General features: G+C 71.4%; 13 protein-coding genes and 1 pseudogene. 9 read left to right on the top strand and 5 right to left on the bottom strand.

Annotated elements, in window-relative coordinates:
• The first annotated feature begins 108 nt into the window (after window positions 1–108).
• From ACFWPS_RS48880 to ACFWPS_RS48870, 3 genes and pseudogenes are all read left to right on the top strand, one after another.
• Window positions 109–777: a glycoside hydrolase family 11 protein gene (locus ACFWPS_RS48880; RefSeq protein ID WP_383719502.1), complete on the top strand. Its 669-nt coding sequence runs from the start codon at window positions 109–111 to the stop codon at window positions 775–777.
• A pseudogene (locus ACFWPS_RS48875) lies at window positions 777–1,463 on the top strand (polysaccharide deacetylase family protein); the annotation flags it as partial. The gene ACFWPS_RS48880 and the pseudogene ACFWPS_RS48875, both read left to right, overlap by 1 nt.
• Window positions 1,464–1,595: 132 nt before the next feature.
• Entirely contained in the window at window positions 1,596–3,257 is a 1,662-nt protein-coding gene (locus tag ACFWPS_RS48870; RefSeq protein WP_383719500.1) for a tetratricopeptide repeat protein, read from the top strand.
• A gap of 91 nt (window positions 3,258–3,348) precedes the next feature.
• Here the strand turns inward: ACFWPS_RS48870 and ACFWPS_RS48865 are convergent, their stop codons facing one another.
• Window positions 3,349–5,412 carry a SpoIIE family protein phosphatase gene (locus tag ACFWPS_RS48865; protein ID WP_383719497.1) on the bottom strand — a complete coding sequence of 688 codons (2,064 nt, stop codon included), beginning with the start codon at window positions 5,410–5,412 and terminating at the stop codon, window positions 3,349–3,351.
• A gap of 211 nt (window positions 5,413–5,623) precedes the next feature.
• On the opposite strand from ACFWPS_RS48865, the gene ACFWPS_RS48860 reads away from it, so the two are divergent.
• The 3 genes from ACFWPS_RS48860 (at window position 5,624) to ACFWPS_RS48850 (ending at window position 11,590) form a co-directional block, all read left to right on the top strand.
• Entirely contained in the window at window positions 5,624–8,110 is a 2,487-nt protein-coding gene (locus tag ACFWPS_RS48860) for a SpoIIE family protein phosphatase (RefSeq protein WP_383719495.1), read from the top strand.
• Between the two features lie 266 nt (window positions 8,111–8,376).
• Entirely contained in the window at window positions 8,377–9,894 is a 1,518-nt protein-coding gene (locus ACFWPS_RS48855; protein WP_383719492.1) for a hypothetical protein, read from the top strand.
• 43 nt (window positions 9,895–9,937) lie between these two features.
• Entirely contained in the window at window positions 9,938–11,590 is a 1,653-nt protein-coding gene (locus ACFWPS_RS48850; protein WP_383719489.1) for a protein kinase, read from the top strand.
• Window positions 11,591–11,596: 6 nt separating this feature from the next.
• Here ACFWPS_RS48850 and ACFWPS_RS48845 read toward each other — a convergent pair whose 3' ends face one another.
• The 4 genes from ACFWPS_RS48845 to ACFWPS_RS48830 all read right to left on the bottom strand — a co-directional run bounded on the left by ACFWPS_RS48845 (window position 11,597) and on the right by ACFWPS_RS48830 (window position 14,921).
• Complete coding sequence (locus ACFWPS_RS48845; RefSeq protein WP_383719486.1) at window positions 11,597–12,322, bottom strand: flavin reductase family protein; 726 nt, start codon at window positions 12,320–12,322, stop codon at window positions 11,597–11,599.
• A 64-nt stretch (window positions 12,323–12,386) separates the two neighbouring features.
• Complete coding sequence (locus tag ACFWPS_RS48840; RefSeq protein WP_383719483.1) at window positions 12,387–13,328, bottom strand: D-2-hydroxyacid dehydrogenase family protein; 942 nt, start codon at window positions 13,326–13,328, stop codon at window positions 12,387–12,389.
• A 183-nt stretch (window positions 13,329–13,511) separates the two neighbouring features.
• Window positions 13,512–14,147 carry an NADPH-dependent F420 reductase gene (locus tag ACFWPS_RS48835; RefSeq protein ID WP_383719480.1) on the bottom strand — a complete coding sequence of 212 codons (636 nt, stop codon included), beginning with the start codon at window positions 14,145–14,147 and terminating at the stop codon, window positions 13,512–13,514.
• 54 nt (window positions 14,148–14,201) lie between these two features.
• On the bottom strand, window positions 14,202–14,921 hold the full coding sequence (locus tag ACFWPS_RS48830; protein ID WP_383719477.1) for a hypothetical protein: 720 nt from the start codon (window positions 14,919–14,921) through the stop codon (window positions 14,202–14,204).
• 231 nt (window positions 14,922–15,152) lie between these two features.
• Between ACFWPS_RS48830 and ACFWPS_RS48825 the strand changes: the two genes are divergently transcribed.
• The 3 genes from ACFWPS_RS48825 (at window position 15,153) to ACFWPS_RS48815 (ending at window position 19,085) form a co-directional block, all read left to right on the top strand.
• Complete coding sequence (locus ACFWPS_RS48825; protein WP_383719474.1) at window positions 15,153–15,713, top strand: winged helix-turn-helix transcriptional regulator; 561 nt, start codon at window positions 15,153–15,155, stop codon at window positions 15,711–15,713.
• Between the two features lie 141 nt (window positions 15,714–15,854).
• Window positions 15,855–17,099: a ThuA domain-containing protein gene (locus ACFWPS_RS48820; RefSeq protein ID WP_383719471.1), complete on the top strand. Its 1,245-nt coding sequence runs from the start codon at window positions 15,855–15,857 to the stop codon at window positions 17,097–17,099.
• Window positions 17,100–17,480: 381 nt separating this feature from the next.
• Entirely contained in the window at window positions 17,481–19,085 is a 1,605-nt protein-coding gene (locus ACFWPS_RS48815) for an MFS transporter (protein ID WP_383719468.1), read from the top strand.
• Window positions 19,086–19,310 lie beyond the last annotated feature (225 nt).

The following is a 19,310-nucleotide window of genomic DNA, read 5'->3' as shown; positions in this document are numbered from 1 at the left end:
TCAATTCGAAGGTTTCGAAATAATCACCGAAACTGTTGACAGGTGACATGGGCAGACCAAAACTCCCCACCAGGCCGCACCCGCACAGGCCACACGAGGAGGCATCCCATGAACCCGCTCGACCATGCCCTGAGCCGAAGGAGCGCCGGCGCCCTGCTGCTGGGCGCAGCCGCCGGACTGGCCCTGCCCGGCACCGCCCGCGCCGCAACGGTCGTCACCACGAACCAGACCGGCACCAACAACGGCTACTACTACTCGTTCTGGACCGACGCACAGGGCACGGTCTCCATGACCCTCGGCTCCGGCGGCAACTACAGCACCAGCTGGAGCAACACCGGCAACTTCGTCTGCGGCAAGGGCTGGAGCACCGGCGCCCGCCGGAACGTCACCTACTCGGGCGGCTTCAGCCCCTCCGGCAACGGCTACCTGTCCCTCTACGGCTGGACCTCGAACCCGCTCGTCGAGTACTACATCGTCGACAACTGGGGCACCTACCGGCCCACCGGCACGTACAAGGGCAGCGTCACCAGCGACGGCGGCACCTACGACATCTACCTGACGACGCGGTACAACGCCCCGTCCGTCGAAGGGACCAAGACCTTCAACCAGTACTGGAGCGTCCGCCAGGCCAAGCGGACCGGCGGCACCATCACCACCGGCAACCACTTCGACGCCTGGGCCAGGGCCGGCATGGCCCTCGGCAGCTTCAGCTACTACCAGATCCTCGCGACCGAGGGCTACCAGAGCAGCGGCAGCTCCAACATCACGGTCACCTGATGCGCGCGGTAGCGGAACACTCGTCACGTCCCCTGATCGCGACCGCCGCCGCGGTCGCGCTGGCCGCCGCCGGCACCCTCGCCGTCGGCGCCCTCCCCGCCCACGCAGCCACCTGCAGCGGCTACGTAGGCCTCACCTTCGACGACGGGCCGTCCACCGCCCACACCCCGGGCCTGCTCAGTGTTCTCAGGGCGAACGGGCTGCGGGCCACCATGTTCAACGAGGGCCAGTACGCCGCCGCCTACCCGGCCCAGGTAAAGGCCCAGGTCACTGCGGGCATGTGGGTCGGCAACCACAGCTACACACACCCGCACCTGACCCAGGAGACCCAGGCACAGATCGACTCCGAGATCTCCCGAACCCAGTCGGCCATCGCCGCGGCCGGCGGCGGGACACCGGTCCTGTTCCGGCCTCCCTACGGCGAGACCAACGCGACCGTGCGGGCGGTCGAGGCCAAGTACGGGCTCACCGAGATCATCTGGGACGTCGACTCGCAGGACTGGAACGGCGCGAGCACCGACGCGATCGTGCAGGCCGTCTCCCGGCTCACCGGCGGCCAGATCATCCTCATGCACGAGTGGCCGGCCAACACCCTGGCCGCCATCCCGCGCATCGCGCAGACCCTCGCGGCCAAGGGGCTGTGCTCCGGGCGGATCTCCCCGCAGACCGGTCGCGCGGTCGCGCCCTGACAGTCGACGGCACGCGTGGCCACGGGCAGCCACGGACGGCGTGGCGGTGTCCGTCAACCGCCGCGCCCTTCTCATGACTTCGGATGAACGGGGATCATCCGTCCGGTCCGCGTCGGTAGGTTCGTCGCCGTGGACTACTACGACCTGGGCAGTCACAGCCGGCGCGTGACGACGTCGTCCCCCGAGGCGCAGACCTGGTTCGACCGGGGGCTGAACTGGACCTACGCCTTCAACCACGAGGAGGCCGTCCGCTGTTTCGAGGCGGCCGGCGCGGCGGATCCGGACTGCGCCATGGCCGACTGGGGCGTGGCCTACGCCCTCGGCCCCAACTACAACAAACCCTGGGAGTTCTTCGACCCGGAGGACCTGACGCACACGGTGGAGCGGACGCACGCCGCCGTGGAACGCGCCCACGCCAAGGCCGCGCACGCGACTCCCGTCGAACGCGCCCTGATCGAGGCGCTGCGCGCCCGCTACCCGCAGGCCGCGGCCCCGGACGCGGCGGCCTGCTCGGTGTGGAACACCGCCTACGCCGACAGCATGCGCACCGTGTACGAACTGGCGCCCGACGACCTCGACGTCGCGACCCTCCACGCGGACGCCCTGATGAACATCACCCCCTGGCAGCTCTGGGACATCCGCAGCGGCCGGCCGGCCGACGGGGCCCGCACCGAGGAGGCGCGGGCCGTGCTGGAGCGGGCGCTCGGGGCCGAGGCGGGCACCAGGCACCCCGGGCTGCTGCACCTCTACATCCACCTGATGGAGATGTCGCCCACGCCCGAGACCGCCCTGCCGGTCGCCGACCTGCTGCGCGACCTGGTGCCCGACGCCGGGCACCTCCAGCACATGCCCTCGCACCTGGAAGTCCTCTGCGGCGACTACCGGCGGGTCGTCTCCGACAACGCCGCGGCCGTCGCCGCCGACGAGAAGTACCACGCCCGCGCCGGCGCGATGAACTTCTACACCCTCTACCGATGCCACAACCTGCACTTCGGGATCTACGGCGCGATGTTCCTGGGCCGCCTCCAGGACGCCCTCGCCACGGCCGGACGGCTCGAAGCCGCCGTACCGGAAGAACTGCTCCGCGTGCAGAGCCCGCCGATGGCCGACTGGCTGGAGGGCTTTCTCGCCATGCGGGTGCACGTCCTGGTCCGCTTCGGCCGCTGGGACGACATCCTGCGCCTGCCAATGCCCGCCGACCCCCTGCTGTACTGCGTGACCACCGCGATGCTGCACTACGCGCGCGGTGTCGCCCACGCGGCCACGGGCCGGATCCCGGAAGCCGAGACCGACCGGGCCCGCTTCCGGGACGCGGTCGCCGCGGTCCCGGAGACCCGCATGCTGTTCAACAACACCTGCACGGACATCCTGGAGATCGCCTCCGCCATGCTCGACGGCGAACTGGCCTACCGCCGAGGCGACTTCGACACCGCCTTCACCGAGCTGCGCCGCTCCGTCGACCTGGACGACAACCTCCCCTACGACGAACCCTGGGGCTGGATGCAGCCCACCCGGCACGCCTACGGCGCCCTGCTCCTCGAACGCGGGCGGATCGCCGAGGCCGAGGCCGTCTACCGCGCCGACCTCGGCCTGGACGACACCCTGCCCCGGCCGTTGCAGCACCCGGGCAACGTCTGGGCCCTGCACGGCTTCCACGAGTGCCTCCGGCGGCTTGGCCGGGAGGGTGAGGCTCGGATTGTGGGCCGGCAGCTGAAGCTGGCGGTCGCTACCGCGGACGTGCCGATCACGGCGTCGTGCTTCTGCCGGACGGAGTGCTGTGCCTCGGATTGAGCGGTGCGATGCGCCGTCGTGTGTCCGCGGCGCCGCGGGGGCTGGTCGCGCAGTTCCCCGCGCCCCTTTGGGGCGCTGAATTCGGGACGCTTCAGAGTGCCCGGGCCACCAGTAGTGCCACGTCGTCGTGGTCGTCCGGGTGGCGTAGGCCGTACAGGAGCAGGTCGCAGGTCTCCTCCAGGGGGCGGTGGGGCTCGTCGAGGAAGCCGAGGAGGACGTCGAGGCGGTCGTCGATGGGGTGGCGGCGGGTCTCGACCAGGCCGTCCGTGTACAGCACCAGCAGGTCACCCGCGTCGAGGGCGACGGTCGTGGTCTCGAAGGGAATGCCGCCGACGCCGAGCGGGGCGGCCGGGGGCAGCTCCAGCAGGGCCGGCGGCCGGCCGGAGTGCACCAGCGCGGGCGGCATGTGGCCCGCGTTGGCCATCTCGCAGCTTCTGGTGTGCGGGTCGTACACGGCGTACAGGCAGGTGACGATGTAGTGCTCCAGATCGCAGGTGATCCGGTCCAGGTGCCGCAGCACCGCGGCCGGGGGCAGCTCCAGGTCCGCGTAGGCGCAGGTGGCGGTGCGCAGCCGGCCCATGGTGGCGGCCGCGTCGATGCCGTTGCCCATCACGTCGCCGACGACCAGGGCGGTCCTGTCCTGCGACAGCGGGATCACGTCGTACCAGTCGCCGCCCACCTCGCTGGTCGCCTGGGCCGGCTCGTAGCGGGAGGCCAGTTCCAGACCGGTGTGCACGGGCGGATGGTCGGGCAGGAGGCTGCGCTGGAGGGTGAGGGCGGTGTTGCGGACGCTCTGGAACCACCGGGCGTTGTCGATGGCCACGGCCGCCCGGCCGGCCAGCTCGGTGGCGAGGACGACGTCGTCCTCGTCGAAGGGGAGCGGATTGCGGGTCCGTTTGAGGTCGAGGGCGCCCAGCACCTCGCCGTGCGCGATCAGCGGTACCACGAGATACGAGTGGACGCCCGCCTGCTCCAGCAGGGCGCCGGCCTCCGGGCTGCGGGCGATGCGCGGGAGGTCGTGCTTGCCGACCCGCGGGACCAGCACCGGGCGGGCGGTGTGCACGCACAGCGTGACCAGCCGGTCGCCCTCATAGGCGGCGAGGTCGCCGGGCGGGTCGGCGGCCCGCAGGGCGACCGTGGGATGGTCCGCCTTGAGGGCGAGGGCGCGGAACAGCTCCGGGCCGTTGTCCGGACGGCGCGAGCGGCGCAGGGCAAGCGCCGCGTCCAGCACGTCCACCGCGACCACGTCCGCGAGCACCGGGGTGGCGATCTCGGCCAGCTCGTGCGCCGTGCGCTCCACCTCCAGCGAGGTGCCCACCCGCGCCGAGGCGTCGGCGATCAGGGCGAGGCGGCGCCGGGCCCGGTCGGCCTCGGCGGCCGCGCGGTGCCGTTCCGTCACGTCGACGACCGAGGTCGCGGCGCCCAGGACCCGGCCGCCGGGATCCTCCAGCCGGTAGAACGACAGCGACCAGGCGTGCTCGTGCTCCGGGTCGGTCGGCGGACGGCCGACGTGGTACTGGTCGAGCAGCGGCGTGCCCGTGGTGAGCACCTGGCGCAGCGCCGACTCCACGGTGTCGATGTCCGGCAGCGGCAGCGTCTCCCGCAGGTGCCGCCCGATGTGCTCCTCGGCGGGAACACCGTCGATCCGCTCCAGCGCCGGGTTCACCAGGAGATAACGCAGATCCGGGTCGAGCAGGGCCAGGCCGATGGGGGACTGGTTGATCAGCCGCTCGCACAGCGCCAGGTCGGTCTCCACCCGCTGCAGCAGGTTGTGGTCGGCGACGATGCCCAGGGCGTAGACGTCGCCGAGATCGTCCAGCAGCCGCATGGTGCGGAACTCCATCAGCCGGCTGCTGCCGTCCTTGTGCCGGACCGGGAAGGCACCGGCCCAGCTGTGCCCGGTCTCCAGCACCTCCGTGAAGACGTTCACCGCGGCCTTCAGATGCTCCGGGTGAACGAGCAGTCGCGCCGCGTTCTTGCAGAGGGCCTCCTCGGACGTGTAGCCGAAGAGCTCCTCTGCCTGGGGGGTCCAGAACACGATCCGGCCCTGCGAGTCCAGTGCCACCGCGGCCACGCTCAGCACGTCCAGCAGACTGGTCGCACGCGGCCTGCCGGGACCGTCGGCGTCACCGGACCGCAGGGAGTCCATTGCCATCCCTCAACCACCTCCACCGGCCGCCGGACCGATGCCGCTGCCACGGCCCTTCCATGCTGCCCCCGCCCGCGGCTCGCCCCAAATCCAGACCCGGTACCCCGGACCGCACACGACCTCACCCGGCGCGCCCACCCGCCCGTCCCGGCACCGCGCGGGCCATGCGCAACGGGTGGACAAGCAGGAACATTGGTGTACGTACAGGATGTAGCCAATGGATTCTCCGCGAGAAGACCGAGAAGACTTCGACGTGCCGACCACCGTGGGGCCGCGCGACTTTCTGGACGCCTCCAGTGACGCTGCGGCGGTGCTGTCGGCCGAGGGAGACGTGATCGGCTGGACGCGTGGCGCCGAGACCCTGCTCGGCCATCCGGTCGCCGCGGTGCTGGGCCGCCCGGCGGCGCGGCTGCTCGCCATGCGCGTCGACCCGGCCCGTGCCGCCGGGGTCGCCGCACGCTGCCGTTCCGGCATGGGATGGAGCGGGCTCGTCCCGGTACGGCACCACGACGGCCGCAGTGTCGTCGTCGACCTGCGGGTCTCCGCGTCCTTCCGGATCGCCGGCGAGGAGTGCTTCCTGCTCTCGGCGCGGGAGCAGCGCCCGCAGTGGACGGTGGGCCAGTCCGTCCTCGACGGGTTCCTCACCCGCTCACCTATCGGCATGGCCGTGATGGACCCGGACCTGCGGTACGTCTGGCTGAACGACACCCTTGAGCAGTTCGGCGGCGTCCCGCGCGAGCAGCGCCTGGGCCGCCGGCTGAGCGAACTGCTGCCCGGGCTGCAGGCGAGCACCATCGAGGGCCTGATGCGCAAGGTGCTGGCGACCCGGGAACCGGTCACCGACTACGAGTACCTCGGCTGGAGCTGGTCCGACCCGCACCGCCAGCGTGCCTACTCGACGTCGTTCTTCCCCCTCGTCGACCCCGACGACTCCGTCACCGGCGTCTGCTACATGGTCTCGGACGTCACCGAACGCTGGAACGCCCGACAGCTGCTGTCACTGGTCAACGAGGCCGGCACCCGCATCGGCACCACCCTCGACGTGCTGCGCACCGCCCAGGAACTGGCTGACTTCGCCGTTCCCCGCTTCGCCGACTTCGTCATCGTCGACCTCCTGGAGCCCGTCCTCAGCGCCGAGAGCGCCGGGGGACACGGCCCCCGGCCGACCGACGCGGGCCCGGCGACCGGCCGGCCGGTGATGCGGCGCGCCGCGCTGCGGACCGTCCGCGAGGGCAGCCCCGAGGCCGTGGCGCGGATCGGCGACCAGGTCGACTTCCTGCCCCCGCCGCACGGCGTCGACCTGCTCGTCAGCGGCGACCCTGTCCTCATCCCCGAACTCGACGCCGAGGACCACCTGTGGGTCACCCACCAGCCCGCGCGGACGGCCCGCATCCGGGAGTTCGGACTGCACACCCTCATCTCGGTGCCGATGCGGGCGCGCAACACCGTCCTGGGTCTCACCACGTTCGCCCGCTCGCTCAACCCGCTCTCCTTCGGACCCGACGACGTCCTGCTCGCCCAGGAACTGGTCGCCCGCGCCGCGCTCTGCGTCGACAACGCCCGCCGCTACACCAGGGAGCACACGGCGGCCCTCACCCTCCAGCGCAGCCTGCTGCCGCAGGTCCTGACCGGCGGCACGGCCCTGGACGTGGCCTCCTACTACCTGCCTGCGGACGCGGCGGACGGCGTCGGCGGCGACTGGTTCGACGTGATCCCGCTGTCCGGTGCCCGGGTCGGTCTGGTCGTCGGCGACGTGGTCGGCCACGGACTCACCGCGGCGGCGAGCATGGGCCGGCTGCGCACCGCCGTGCAGACCCTCGCCGACATGGAGATGCCTCCCGACGAGCTCCTCGCCCACCTCGACGACCTCGTGCTGCGGCTGGGCGAGGAGGAGAACACGGGCGCGGTGGTGGAGGGCAGCACGGACACGTTCGTCGGGGCGACCTGCCTGTACGCCGTCTACGACCCGGTGACCCGTCGGTGCGCGATGGCCCGGGCCGGACACCCGCCGCCGGTCGTCGTCTCGCCCGACGGGCACGTCCACTTTCCCGAGATCCCCGCCGGACCGCCGCTCGGGCTCGGTGGCATGGCCTTCGAGGCCACCGAGATCGAACTCGCCGAGGGCAGTCTGTTCGGTCTCTACACCGACGGCCTCATCGAAGGCGCCGACCAGGACGTCGAGCTGGGCATGGCCCGCCTCCGGGGCGCGCTGGCCAGCCCCGGTGCCGACCTCGACACGCTGTGCACGTCGGCGGTGCACCAGTTGCTCCCCGTTCCCCAGCCCGACGACATCGCCCTGCTGCTGGCCCGCACCCACGCCCTGGGCGCCGGCCACGTCGTCTCCTGGGACGTGCCCGTCGACCCGGCCGCCGTCGCCGACGTCCGGGCCGAGGCGGTACGCCAGGTGACCGCATGGGGCTACGACGAGCTGGCGACGACCACCGAACTCATCGTCAGCGAACTGGTCACCAACGCCATCCGCTACGCAGAACCGCCCATCCGGCTAAGGCTGTTGCGCGACTCCCGGCTGACCTGCGAGGTCGCCGACGCCAGCAGCACCGCGCCCCGATTGCGGCACGCCCGCAGCACCGACGAGGGCGGCCGCGGCCTCTTCCTGGTCGCCCAGCTCGCCCATCGCTGGGGCGCCCGCTACACCGGAGAGGGCAAGATCATCTGGGCTGAGCAGGAGATCCCCGGGGAGTGAGCGGGTCGGTACGGACCGTCGTTGTACCCTGTCGAATTCGCACGTTTGGCCGTACGCTGTCAATTCATAAGGATTCGGCAGCAATCGGGGGAGCCGCCATGTCCGGGGACGCGTACGGTCCGCACCAGGAACCGCCCAACCAGGGACCGCCGAGCCATGGCCTTCCGAACCAGGGCTTCCCTGATCAAGGCTTTCCGAGCCAGGGCTTTCCGAACCAGGGTTTCGCAGGCCCGGGTTTCCCGGATCCGGGTTCCTTCGTGCCGCCCATGCCGTCGGGTCCGCCGCCCGCACCGCCGGACGCCCTGCGCGCCACCGCCGTGGCCCTGCTCAACCTGAGCGGTCTCGGTCTCGGCTACCTGCTCCTGCGAAGATGGATCCCGACGGCCGCGTGTCTGGCGGCCACCGTCGTCCTGCTGTTCGTGGCCCTGCCCGCGGACGCCGACGGCGTGCCCGGCGCCGCCCTCGTCCTCTACGCCGTGTTCCTCCTGCTGGCCGCCGTCCACGGGTGGTTCGCCGGCCTGCGCACCCGCCTGGTGTGGCCTGGACAGCGCCCCGTCGCGCTCGTGCTGGGCATCGTCCTGCTCGCGGTCCCTGTCGGCGGTGCGCTCTGGTACGACAGCGCGCAGAACGAAGCCGTCGAACGCGCCCTCCTCGACCGTCTCGACCGCGCCGACGAACAGGTCAGCGCGGCCGGCCGGCAGGACTTCACCACCGCCAAGTCCGGCTACCGGGACGCCCTGGCCGTCTACCGCGACCTCGCCGTCAACCACTCCGGCTCCCGCGCCGCCGCCCAGGTCCCCGACCGCCTGAAGACCTACTACACGACGGTCGCGGCGGCCTACAGCCACCGCGACTACTGCTCTGCCGTCGAACCGCTCCAGTTCCTGCGGACGGTGCCCGACTCCATACCGAAGGACCAGCTCGGCACGCTCGCCCACTGGCCCGACGACCGGCTGGCCACCTCGCTGTACGAGTGCGGTGCGGACGGCCTCGCCCAAGGCGGGACCGGCTGGGTCACCCAGTTCGGCGACCTGCTGAGCACCTTCCCCGACTCCGGCCAGGCCGCCAAGGTCGTACCCGCCGTGGACGCGGCCGAGAAGAAGGCCGCCAAGGCCGTCTCCGGCAAGGACCCCTGCACCGCCGTCACGCGGTTGCACACGCTGAACACCCAGATCATCCAGCTGTCGAACGGGACGGCCGCACAGGCCGACGGCCTGACCGCGGTCGCCGGCCGGGCCGACCGCAGCGGTGACTCGGGGGAGTACGAGTGCGGCGTCAAGCAGTACAAGGACGGTGACTTCGAGCAGGCGCAGGAGACCATGCAGCAGTTCGCCACCGACAACCCGCACCACAAGAACCTCGCCCGGGCCCGGAAGATAGCCATCGGCGCCGAGGTCGCCCAGACCCTCCCGGCCGCCGGCAAGAAGCTGCCCACCACCGCATCCGGCGGCGGCATCCCGGTGACCGTCAAGAACGACAGCCCCGACGAGATCACCGTCCTGTACACGGGCCCGGTCACCGGCAGCTTCACCCTGAAGGCGTGCGGCAGTTGCAAGGCGTACTCGTTCGCCAGCTCGCTGATCAGCGGCTGGGAGCCGTGCAGCGACAGCGGCAAGAACTACCCGCAGCGCACGATCAGCCTGCCGCCCGGCACCACGTACTTCGTGCACAAGCCGAAGAACGACAGCACCGCCACCCCGGGCTCCGACACCGCCAAACTGCGCTACGGCTACATCTACACGGAGTGCGCCTACACGACGCAGGCACTGGGGTCCAGTTACTGAGCGAGGTGAGAGGCTGTCGGCGGGGCCAACTAAGCTCCCGCGCATGAACGACGAGGGCAGGGACGACCCCGCGAGACGGGTCGTCGACGGACGGTTCGAGCTGGTGGCACGGCTCGGTGGCGGCGGCATGGGCATGGTGTGGCGGGCCACCGACCTGGTGCTGCGGCGCAGCGTGGCCGTGAAGGAGGTCAGGCCGTCCGACCCCGGGCTCGCCGAGTGGGACCCGGAGGCCGCGCGGCTGCTGCGGGAACGGGTGCTGCGGGAGGCCCGCGCTCTGGCCATGGTCGATCACCCGAACGTGGTGACGATCCATCACATCGTCGACGGCGGCCCGGGGACCTACCCGTGGATCGTCATGGAACTCGTGACCGGCGGCTCGCTGGCCGACCGCCTCGCCGCCGGCCCGATGAACCCGGTCGAGGCCGCCCGCATCGGCCGCGAGGTGCTGGCCGCGCTCCGCGCCGCCCACGCGGCGGGCATCGAACACCGCGACGTGAAACCGGCCAACGTCCTGCTGCGCCCCGACGGCCGGCCCGTGCTCACCGACTTCGGAATCGCCGCCGTCCGTGAGGCCACCGCTCTCACCGCCACCGGGTCGGTCATCGGCACCCCCGACTACATGGCACCGGAGCGCGTCTCCGGGAAGGACGGCGGGCCGGCCGCCGACCTGTGGTCCCTCGCGATGATGCTGTACGTCGCCGTCGAGGGCCACCATCCGCTGCGCCGGGGCACGACCCTCGCCACGCTCGCTGCGGTGCTCGCCGAGGACGTCCCGCCGCCGGTCCGGGCCGGGGTCCTGACGGACGTCCTCACCCGCGTCCTCGTCCGCGACCCGGCGGCCCGCCCCGACGCCGCCGAACTGGAGCGCATGCTGGCCCGGGCCGCCCGGCAGACCGACTCCCCGACGTCCTTCCCCCTGCAACCCCCGTCCGCCCCACCACGGGACGCACCATCACAGGACGCCCCGCAGCGGGACACCTCGCCGCAGGACGCGCCGCCCCGGGGCGCCGTACCGCAGGACACGGCGCCCACGTCCCCCGGTCCCGCCCCGCGCCGCCGCCGGACCCTGCTCCTCCTGCCCGCGGCCGCGGTGGTCGTCGCCGGCGTGCTCGCGTGGCCGCTGCTGCCGGGCACGGACAGCCACACCTCAGGGTCCACGGACTCCGGTACCGCGCCGGCGACGACATCGCCCTCGGCCGGGAGCACCGCCTCACCCAGCACCGCGCGGACGGCCGCCGGCACCGACCTGCTGACCCCGCAGGGCATCCGCACCGCCGCCGCGGCCTTCGAGAAGCAGACCGGCCGGGACCGCTTCGGGAAGTTCACGGTGTACCCCGACTACGTCATCGCCTGGGTGATGGTGAAGGGCAGCGACACCGCGTACGAGATGTACACCTACCGCGCCGGCCAGGGCGTGCAGAAGGACATCATCAAGGGCACCCTGTCCGGCGACGAGAGGCCCGTCCGCCTCGACGGCTTCGACTGGGACAAGGTCCCCTCGCTGCTGGCCCAGGCCCACAAGCAGCTCAAGGTCCCCGACGCGAACACCCGTTACCTGGTCATCGACCTGCCGGGCAACGTCTTCGGCGACCCCGCCGGGATGTCCGTCTACCTCAGCAACGAATACAGCCAGAGCGGGTACCTCCTGACGGACACGAAGGGCAAGGTCGTCAGGGTGATGCCGTACGACGGCTGAGCGAACTCACCTGCCCGGCGCGGTCGTAGAACCCGACGGGGACCACTCCGCAGTGTCGATCGGGGACCAGCCGCTCGGCTTCGCGTCCAGCCGCTCCATCCGGCGCCCGCGCCGTGCCTCCAGCACCTCCTGGTCGACAGGCGCGGTGAAGACGTTGTCGACCAGGGTGTACTCGCCGGCGAGCCGCCCGACGGCGGGCAGCGCTGCGGTGTCGATACGTCCGCGCTCCAGATACAGGTCGTCCCGGACGTGGAACCGTACGACCCTGCCCCACACCACGTGGTCGACCCCGTCGTCGCCGACCGGGATGATCCGGTCGACGACGCACTCGAAGGAGATCGGCGCCTCCTTGACCCGGGGCGCGCTCACCACGACGGACGGTTCCTTCGCCAGACCGAGCGTCTCGAACTCGTCGACTCCCGGCTCGTACTCGAACGCGGACGCGTGCAGGGCGTCGGCCTGCGGCAGGGTCGCCATGTTGGTGACGAACTGCCCGGTGTCACGGATGTTGAGGTAGGTGTCCTTCAAGGTCGTCCCGTCCGCGAGCGGCTGCAGCGTGAGCGAGACCATGGGCGGCTTGCGGCCGACGACCGTGAAGAAGGAGACGGGCGCGAGGTTGGCGATGCCCTCGCGCGACACCGTGCTCACCCAGGCGACGGCGCGCGGAATGATGCTGCCGATCAGCAGCTTGTAGGCATGGGTGGCGTCCAGTTCTGCCGCGTCGATGATCATCGGAGACCTCCCGCTCCCTCTAGGAAATATGCGTAAACATTTTACTTGTGTCGAAATGCGGCGATCACGAAATGGTCCGGACCGGCGTTCCGGCCTTCCACGCCGCGATGTCCTCGACCGCGTCCCGGTAGAACACCTCGTACAGATCCCGGCTGACATAGCCGATGTGAGGGGTCACCACGGCGTTCGGCAGGGAGCGCAGCGGGTGGTCGGACGGGAGGGGCTCGCGGTCGAAGACGTCCAGCGCCGCCGAGGCGATACTCCCCTCGGTCAATGCCCTGATCAGCGCCGCCTCCTCCACGACAGGCCCGCGTGAGGTGTTCACCAGGACGGCCGTCGGCTTCATGAGGCCCAGCTCGCGGGCGCCGACCAGGCCCCGGGTGCGCCGGCTGAGCACGACGTGGATGCTCAGCACGTCGGAGCGTTCGAACAGCTCGTCCCGTGCAACGTAGGTCACCCCCTTCGCCTCCGCATCCGCAGGCGTCAGGTGCTGGCTCCAGGCGATGCACCGCATGCCGAAGGCGCGCCCCACTTCCGTCACCGCGGTCCCCAGCCGGCCGAGGCCCAGCACCCCCAGCGTGGCGCCCCGCAGGCTCGTGCCCAGGCCCTCCTGCCAGCCGCCCCGGCGCACCGAGGCCACCTGCTGCGGGATCAGACGCGCCGCGGAAAGGATGAGCCCCCAGGTGAGTTCGGCCGTCGGGTACGAGAAATACCCGGTACCGCAGACCGTGATCCCCAGCCGGCGTGCGGCGTCCACGTCGATCGCCGCGTTGACCGGCCCTGTCGTGACCAGCAGCTTCAGGCGCGGCAGCTTGTCCAGGGTCGAGGACGGGAAAGGAGTGCGCTCGCGCATGGCCACGACCACCTCGTGGTCGGCGAGCGCGGCCACGACCTCGCCTTCGCTGTCGAAGGCATCCTTGAAGACGTGCACGTCGGCGCCGAGCGAGTCCCAGTCCGCCAGGCTCAGTGCCACGCCCTGATAGTCGTCCAGGATCGCGATCCTCATGTGCATTCCTCCCGCTCTCGGCTCCGGTGCTCAGGCTGGCACCCGGGCCGGGCCCGAAGCATCCCGTGCGCCACGTGGTCCGCGGGGCCGGCGCGGATGCCGGCCATGCCGGATGACATATCCGAACTGGCCATGGTTACGTCGTCCAGTCTATGACCTGGAACGATCACCTCGAACGAGGTGTCAGCCGACGTCCTGCAGCAGCAGGTGCCTCGCGCTGAGCGGGCCGTCCAGCTGCATCAGCCGCCCGCCGTCCCGCAGACCGCCGAGGTCCAGGGCGGCGAACCCGAACGAGCCCAGCACATCGGCCACGGCTGCCTTCGCACCGGCATCGTCACCCGCGTAGAAGGCGACCTGACGGCCCTCGGCGTGCCGGGGGTCCGCGGCGATGAACGCGGCGAACAGGGTGTTGAGCGCCTTCACGACCCGGGCGCCGGGAAGATGCCGGGCGACCCACTCGCTGCCCGTCAGGTCACCGACGTCGTACCGGCCCCGCCAGGGGTTGGCCGCGGCGAACTGGTTGGTCGTGTCGACGACGATCTTCCCGGCCCAGGCGGTGAGGCCGGTCAGCTCCGGAACGGCGAAGAACGGCACCGCGAGAAACACCAGCCCCGGTCGCGTGGCCTCCTCGGCCGTCCCCGCGCGGGCCGCCGGCCCCAGCCCGCTCACGAGGGCCTGGAGCGACGCCGGGCCCCGGCTGTTGCCGATGACCACCTCATGACCGTGCCGGACGGCCTGGCCGGCGATCGCCTGGCCCACCTCGCCCGCGCCGAGTACACCGATGATGCTGTCCGTGGCCGTGATGCCCAGCTCAGTCATGTCTCCTCCACCGTGGTGCGCGGTGACCGGCGGTCGTTTCCGCCTCCCCGCCGGTCAGACGAAGCACACGTCGTCGATGTCGACCGCGAGCGAGATGGACTCGCGGGCCCGGCTCCCGTCCGGGTTGCGGACGTAGGCCCGGTGCCGTGTAGGGACGACGACTCCGTCGAAACACCGGTGCGCGGTGGCGTAGTGCACCGCCGGGCCCGGGCCGAGCAGCTCGAAACCGAAGTCCGTACGCCGCAGGAGACCGCACTCGTCGAAGTACAGGGTCTGCTGCCTCGACGGAGCGGCGAACGTCTCCGGATAGGTCACCCGCAGGGCCCGCCAGACGCCGCCCTCCTCGTACCAGGGTGCCGCTTCCTCGGTCCGGATGCCGTCGCGAAGCAGGTGGAACGGGACGGTGAGGTAGTTCCACAGCACTTCCGCCGCGAAGTACCCGGCGTGGAAGTCGTCCCACGGTGTCTGCCGGGTGTGGGAGTCGAACCGGGCCCGGGGGCGGGGCTGCGCGGCCAGCACGGCACCGTCGTCCCGCCGGACGGTCTGGCGGTGTGGTTCCCATGTGCTGCAGAGCCCACGCCCGGGATACGGAGCCATGGTCAGGCGCTGGGTACGCGTGTCCCCGGCGACGACGAACTCCTCGAACGCGTGCTGCTTGCCCTTGACCGCCCAGATGGCCCCTCGCACATGTGACCGGGCGCGGAAACCGGAGAGCCTGCGCCAGTGCCCGGCCCCGCCGTGGGCCTGAACCGCCCGAGCGAGCAGGTCCTGCATGTCGCCACCCTCTCCAGTCGCCTCCTCCGGCGGCCTCGGCCTGCGCCGCGGCCCCCGGGCCAGGGTGCGGGCGGGCGTTCCGGCAGGGGAGAACACCGTCGGAACCACGGTCCGGCACGGGCTGTCCCCACGGCATCCCGTGCGGTCCGTAGTCCGCGGCCGCCCTGATCCCGAGCACCCCACTGGATCCGGTCAATGGACCCGAGGTGCCCGCTGTGGTTCCATGGCGGAGTGTTGCCGAGCACCTACACGAATCAGGACTGCCCGCTGGCGCGCGCACTCGAGGTGGTCGGTGAGCGCTGGACACTGCTGGTGATGCGCGACGCCTTCTACGGCGTCCGCCGCTTCAACGACTTCTCCGCGCACCTCGGCGCGCCCCGGTCCGTGCTGAGCGCCCGGCTGGCCGCCCTGGTCGGCGCAGGCCTGCTCGAACGCCGGCCCGACCCGGAGCACGGCGGGCGCCGGCTGTACGAGGTGACGGACAAGGGGAAGACGCTGTGGCCGCCGCTGTACGCCCTGCGTGCCTGGGGCGAGGCGCATGCGGCCGGTGACCGCGAGCCCCGCCGGACGTTCACGCATGCACACTGCGGCGAGCCGCTCGACCCCACCGCACGCTGCGCCGCATGCGACCTGGTCCCGGAGCCGCAGGACGTCATGGTGATCTCCCTGGAGACCCCGGGCGAGGGCGCGTACTCGGATCCCGTCGAACTCGGGCTGCGCGAGCCCCATCGCCTGCTCGATCCCCTTCCGGGCCCGGACGCCCGGACGGTGAGGCGGCCCCAGGTCCGCTGACCCTGGACCAGGGCGGCAGGGCGGTGGTGTCGCCGCCGGTGCGCACTTGGTCTGCACCATTGACATGTACGCGCGCCGGGGCCTTCAATGCGGCTCACCCGCATATGTATCCGACGGTCACGTATGAGGAAGGCCCCCCGCATGCTCACCCCCCACCCGCACCTCGCCTGGCCCCGCACCCTGTTAAGACTGTTCGCCCTGGTCGCGGTCGTACTCGGCATCCAGGCCGGCCCCGCCCACAACGCCCACGCCGCCACCACCGTCAACGTGATCGCCTTCTACGACGGTACGTACGACGCCGCACACATCAGCTTCGACCACGAGGCCAACACCTGGTTCCCGCAGGCCGGCGCGCAGAACGGCTTCACGTACACCGCGACCACGGACTGGAGCCGGCTCAACGCCTCGACCCTGGCCAACTACCAGGTCGTCATGTTCCTCGACAACTACCCCCACACCGCCTCGCAACAGACCGCCTTCCAGAACTACATGGCGGCCGGCGGCGGCTTCATCGGCTTCCACGTCTCCGCGTACAACGACAACACCAGCGACTGGCCCTGGTACCACAACACGTTCCTCGGCACCGGCACCTTCAAGAGCAACACCTGGGGACCGACGCAGGAGACCCTGCAGATCGACGACCCCTCCCACCCGGCGACCGCGAACCTGCCGTCCACCATCACGTCCTCGGTCAGCGAGTGGTACAGCTGGCAGAACGACCTGCGGCAGAACCCGGCCATCGACATCCTCGCCTCGATGGCCCCGTCCACCTTCCCGATCGGCACGGACCCCAACCAGACCTGGTACAGCGGCTACTACCCGATCGTCTGGTCCAACCGCAACTACAAGATGGTCTACAACAACTTCGGCCACAACGCGATGGACTACTCGACCAACACCACGCTGTCGTCGACGTTCGCGAGCGCCCAGCAGAACCAGCTCCTGCTGCAGGAGATCAAGTGGGCGTCCGGCCAGTCCGGCCCGGTCACCCCGCCCACGAGCGCCACCGGACCGATCCACGGATACGGCGGCAAGTGCGTGGACGTGGCGGGCGCGAGCAGCACCAACGGCACCGCCGTACAGCTCTACGACTGCAACGGCACCACCGCGCAGAACTGGACGGTCGGCAGCTCCGGCACGCTCACCGCGCTCGGCAAGTGCATGGACGTCACCGGGGCCGGCACCGCCGACGGCACCAAGGTGCAGCTGTACGACTGCAACGGCACGGCATCACAGGTCTGGCAGGCCGGCACCAACGGCTCCCTGGTCAACCCGCAGTCGGGCAAGTGCCTCGACGCCACCGGCCCGAGCTCGGCCAACGGCACCCGGCTCCAGATCTGGTCCTGCTCGGGAGCCGCCAACCAGAACTGGACGCTCCCTTCCTGAACCACCCAGCAGTCCCCTGAGACGCGGGCATGCCACCGGCAGCACACGGCATGCCCGCGTCTCGCGCATGGCCCGAGAAGGGGCAGGCGTCAGCGACGTTCACCTTAGGTTGCAGGTCCAAGGGCATCTCCGCAGGCCACACGTCGGTATACGGTCCGAAGCGCTGGCCCCGACAGAAGTGGCCGACGTCAATGGAGATTCCGGACGACCCCGCCGCGCAGGCGCCGCGCGGACGGGAGCCGGGACCGCCATGACGCGGCTCCCGCTGTCGGCCCGGCGGTAGAGCCGCGGTGAACCCGTCGATCGGGAGTCGACAGGTCATCCAGCGCCGCCCCCCGTACGTCGCCCTGTCACTCCACTGCTCCGAGGTGCCCTGTGGCCATGCCTTCTCCTGCCTCGTCCCCGTCCGCGCCGCCCGACACCGGCAATCGGCACACCACGGCCACCATCGTGCTGGCCTGCCTGGGCGTGTTCGTCTCCTACCTGCCGGTCGTCGGTGTCTCCGTCGCGCTCCCGGTCCTGCAGCAGGCACTCGACGCCTCCACCGAGGGCCTGCAGTGGATCACCGACGCCTTCATCCTGCCGACCGCGGCACTGCTGCTGACCTTCGGCATGGTGGGTGATCTGTACGGCCGCAAAAAGACCTACCTGGCCGGACTGACGCTGTTCGCCCTCGGCTGCCTGGTCTGCCTGACCGGCGGCAGCGTCGTGCAGGTCTGTGTCGGCCAGGCGCTCACCGGCATCGGTACGGCCGCACTGCTGCCGTCCACCCTTGCCCTGATCGGCCATGTCTGCCCCGACCCCCGCAAGCGTGCCCGGGCGATAGCCCTGTGGACGGCCGCCCTCGGCCTCGGACTGACCCTCGGTCCGGTGGTCAACGGTGTGATCGTGGAGCACACGAGCTGGCGGTGGATCTTCCTGCCCGCGCTCGTCCTCGCCGTGCTCACGGCAGTGACCGGCGCCGTCCTGCTGACCGACTCCCGCGCCGAGCGCGAACGCCATCTGGACGTCCCCGGTCAGCTCCTGGCCATCGTCGCCATCACCGGACTGGTCTACGGCGTCATCGAGGGCGGCAGCGCCGGCTGGTCGTCCGCCCAGGTCGTGATCGCCTTCGTGGCCGCCGCCCTCGGCGCCGCCGGCTTCGTCCTCGTGGAACTCCGCTCCGCCTGCCCGATGCTGGACATGCGCCTGTTCAAGTCGTCGGCGTTCTCGGGAGCGGCGCTCGTCATGGCCGTCACCCTGTTCGCCCAGGTCGGCCTCGTCTTCGCGCTGAGCGAGTACTTCGGGCTCGTCCACCACGCCTCGACACTGGACATCGGCATCCGCCTGATCGCCATCAACGGCTTCACGGTGGTGCTCAGCCCGCTGGTCGGGCGGCTGATGCACCGGGTCACTCCCGGTCTGCTGCTGGTCACCGGTCTCGTGATCGGCGGCATCGGAGCCCTCGTCATGAACGTCTTCCAGGCCGACACGGGCACCGGAGAGGCCGCCCTGGTCATCGGCGTGTTCGGGATCGGCATCGCGCTCGCCATGGCGCCCATCACCACCATCGCCATGGACGCCCTGCCGCACCGGCTCGGGGGCACCGCCGCCGCGGCCAACAGCGCGCTCCGGCAGATCGGCAGCGCCCTCGGCCCCGCCGTCTTCGGTGTCATCCTCACCCACCGCACCCTGGCCACCCTGCCCGGACACCTCGCGTCGTCCGGACTGAGCCCCGCCGACCAGGGGCAGGTGAACGGCATGGTGTCCAACGTCGGTATCCAGGCCGGTGCCTTCCTGCACCTGAAGACCCCCGAGAGCACCGGACAGGCCCTGGGCGCCTACGGCGCGAGCTTCACCGACGCCCTGCACACCTGCGCCCTCGTCGGCGGCATCGGGATGCTGGTCGCCGCGGTGATCGCCGTGGCGCTCATCGGAATCCGCCCGGGGCGGGCCCCGCAGACGGCACCGGAGGCGGCGGCGCACCCCGCCGGGGCCGCGAGCTGACGTACCGCACGGAGCGGGGGGGGCCCCCCCCCCCGGGGCGCCCCCCCGGCACCCACAGCCCGGCCGGGTCTCCGCCAACCCCGCCGCCCCCCCCCTGCCACCCCCCACCACCACCCCCCACCCGCCCCGCCCCGGCGCCCCCCCCCCCCGGCCCCCCCGCGGCCCGCCCGCGCCCCCCCCCCCCCCGCCCCCGCCCGGGGGGCCCCCGCCCGGCGCCGCCGGGCG

This window comes from Streptomyces sp. NPDC058457 (assembly GCF_042720695.1).
GTDB lineage: Bacteria > Actinomycetota > Actinomycetes > Streptomycetales > Streptomycetaceae > Streptomyces.
Note: the sequence above shows the minus strand (reverse complement) of the source record. Positions and strands in the feature narration are given on the sequence as shown.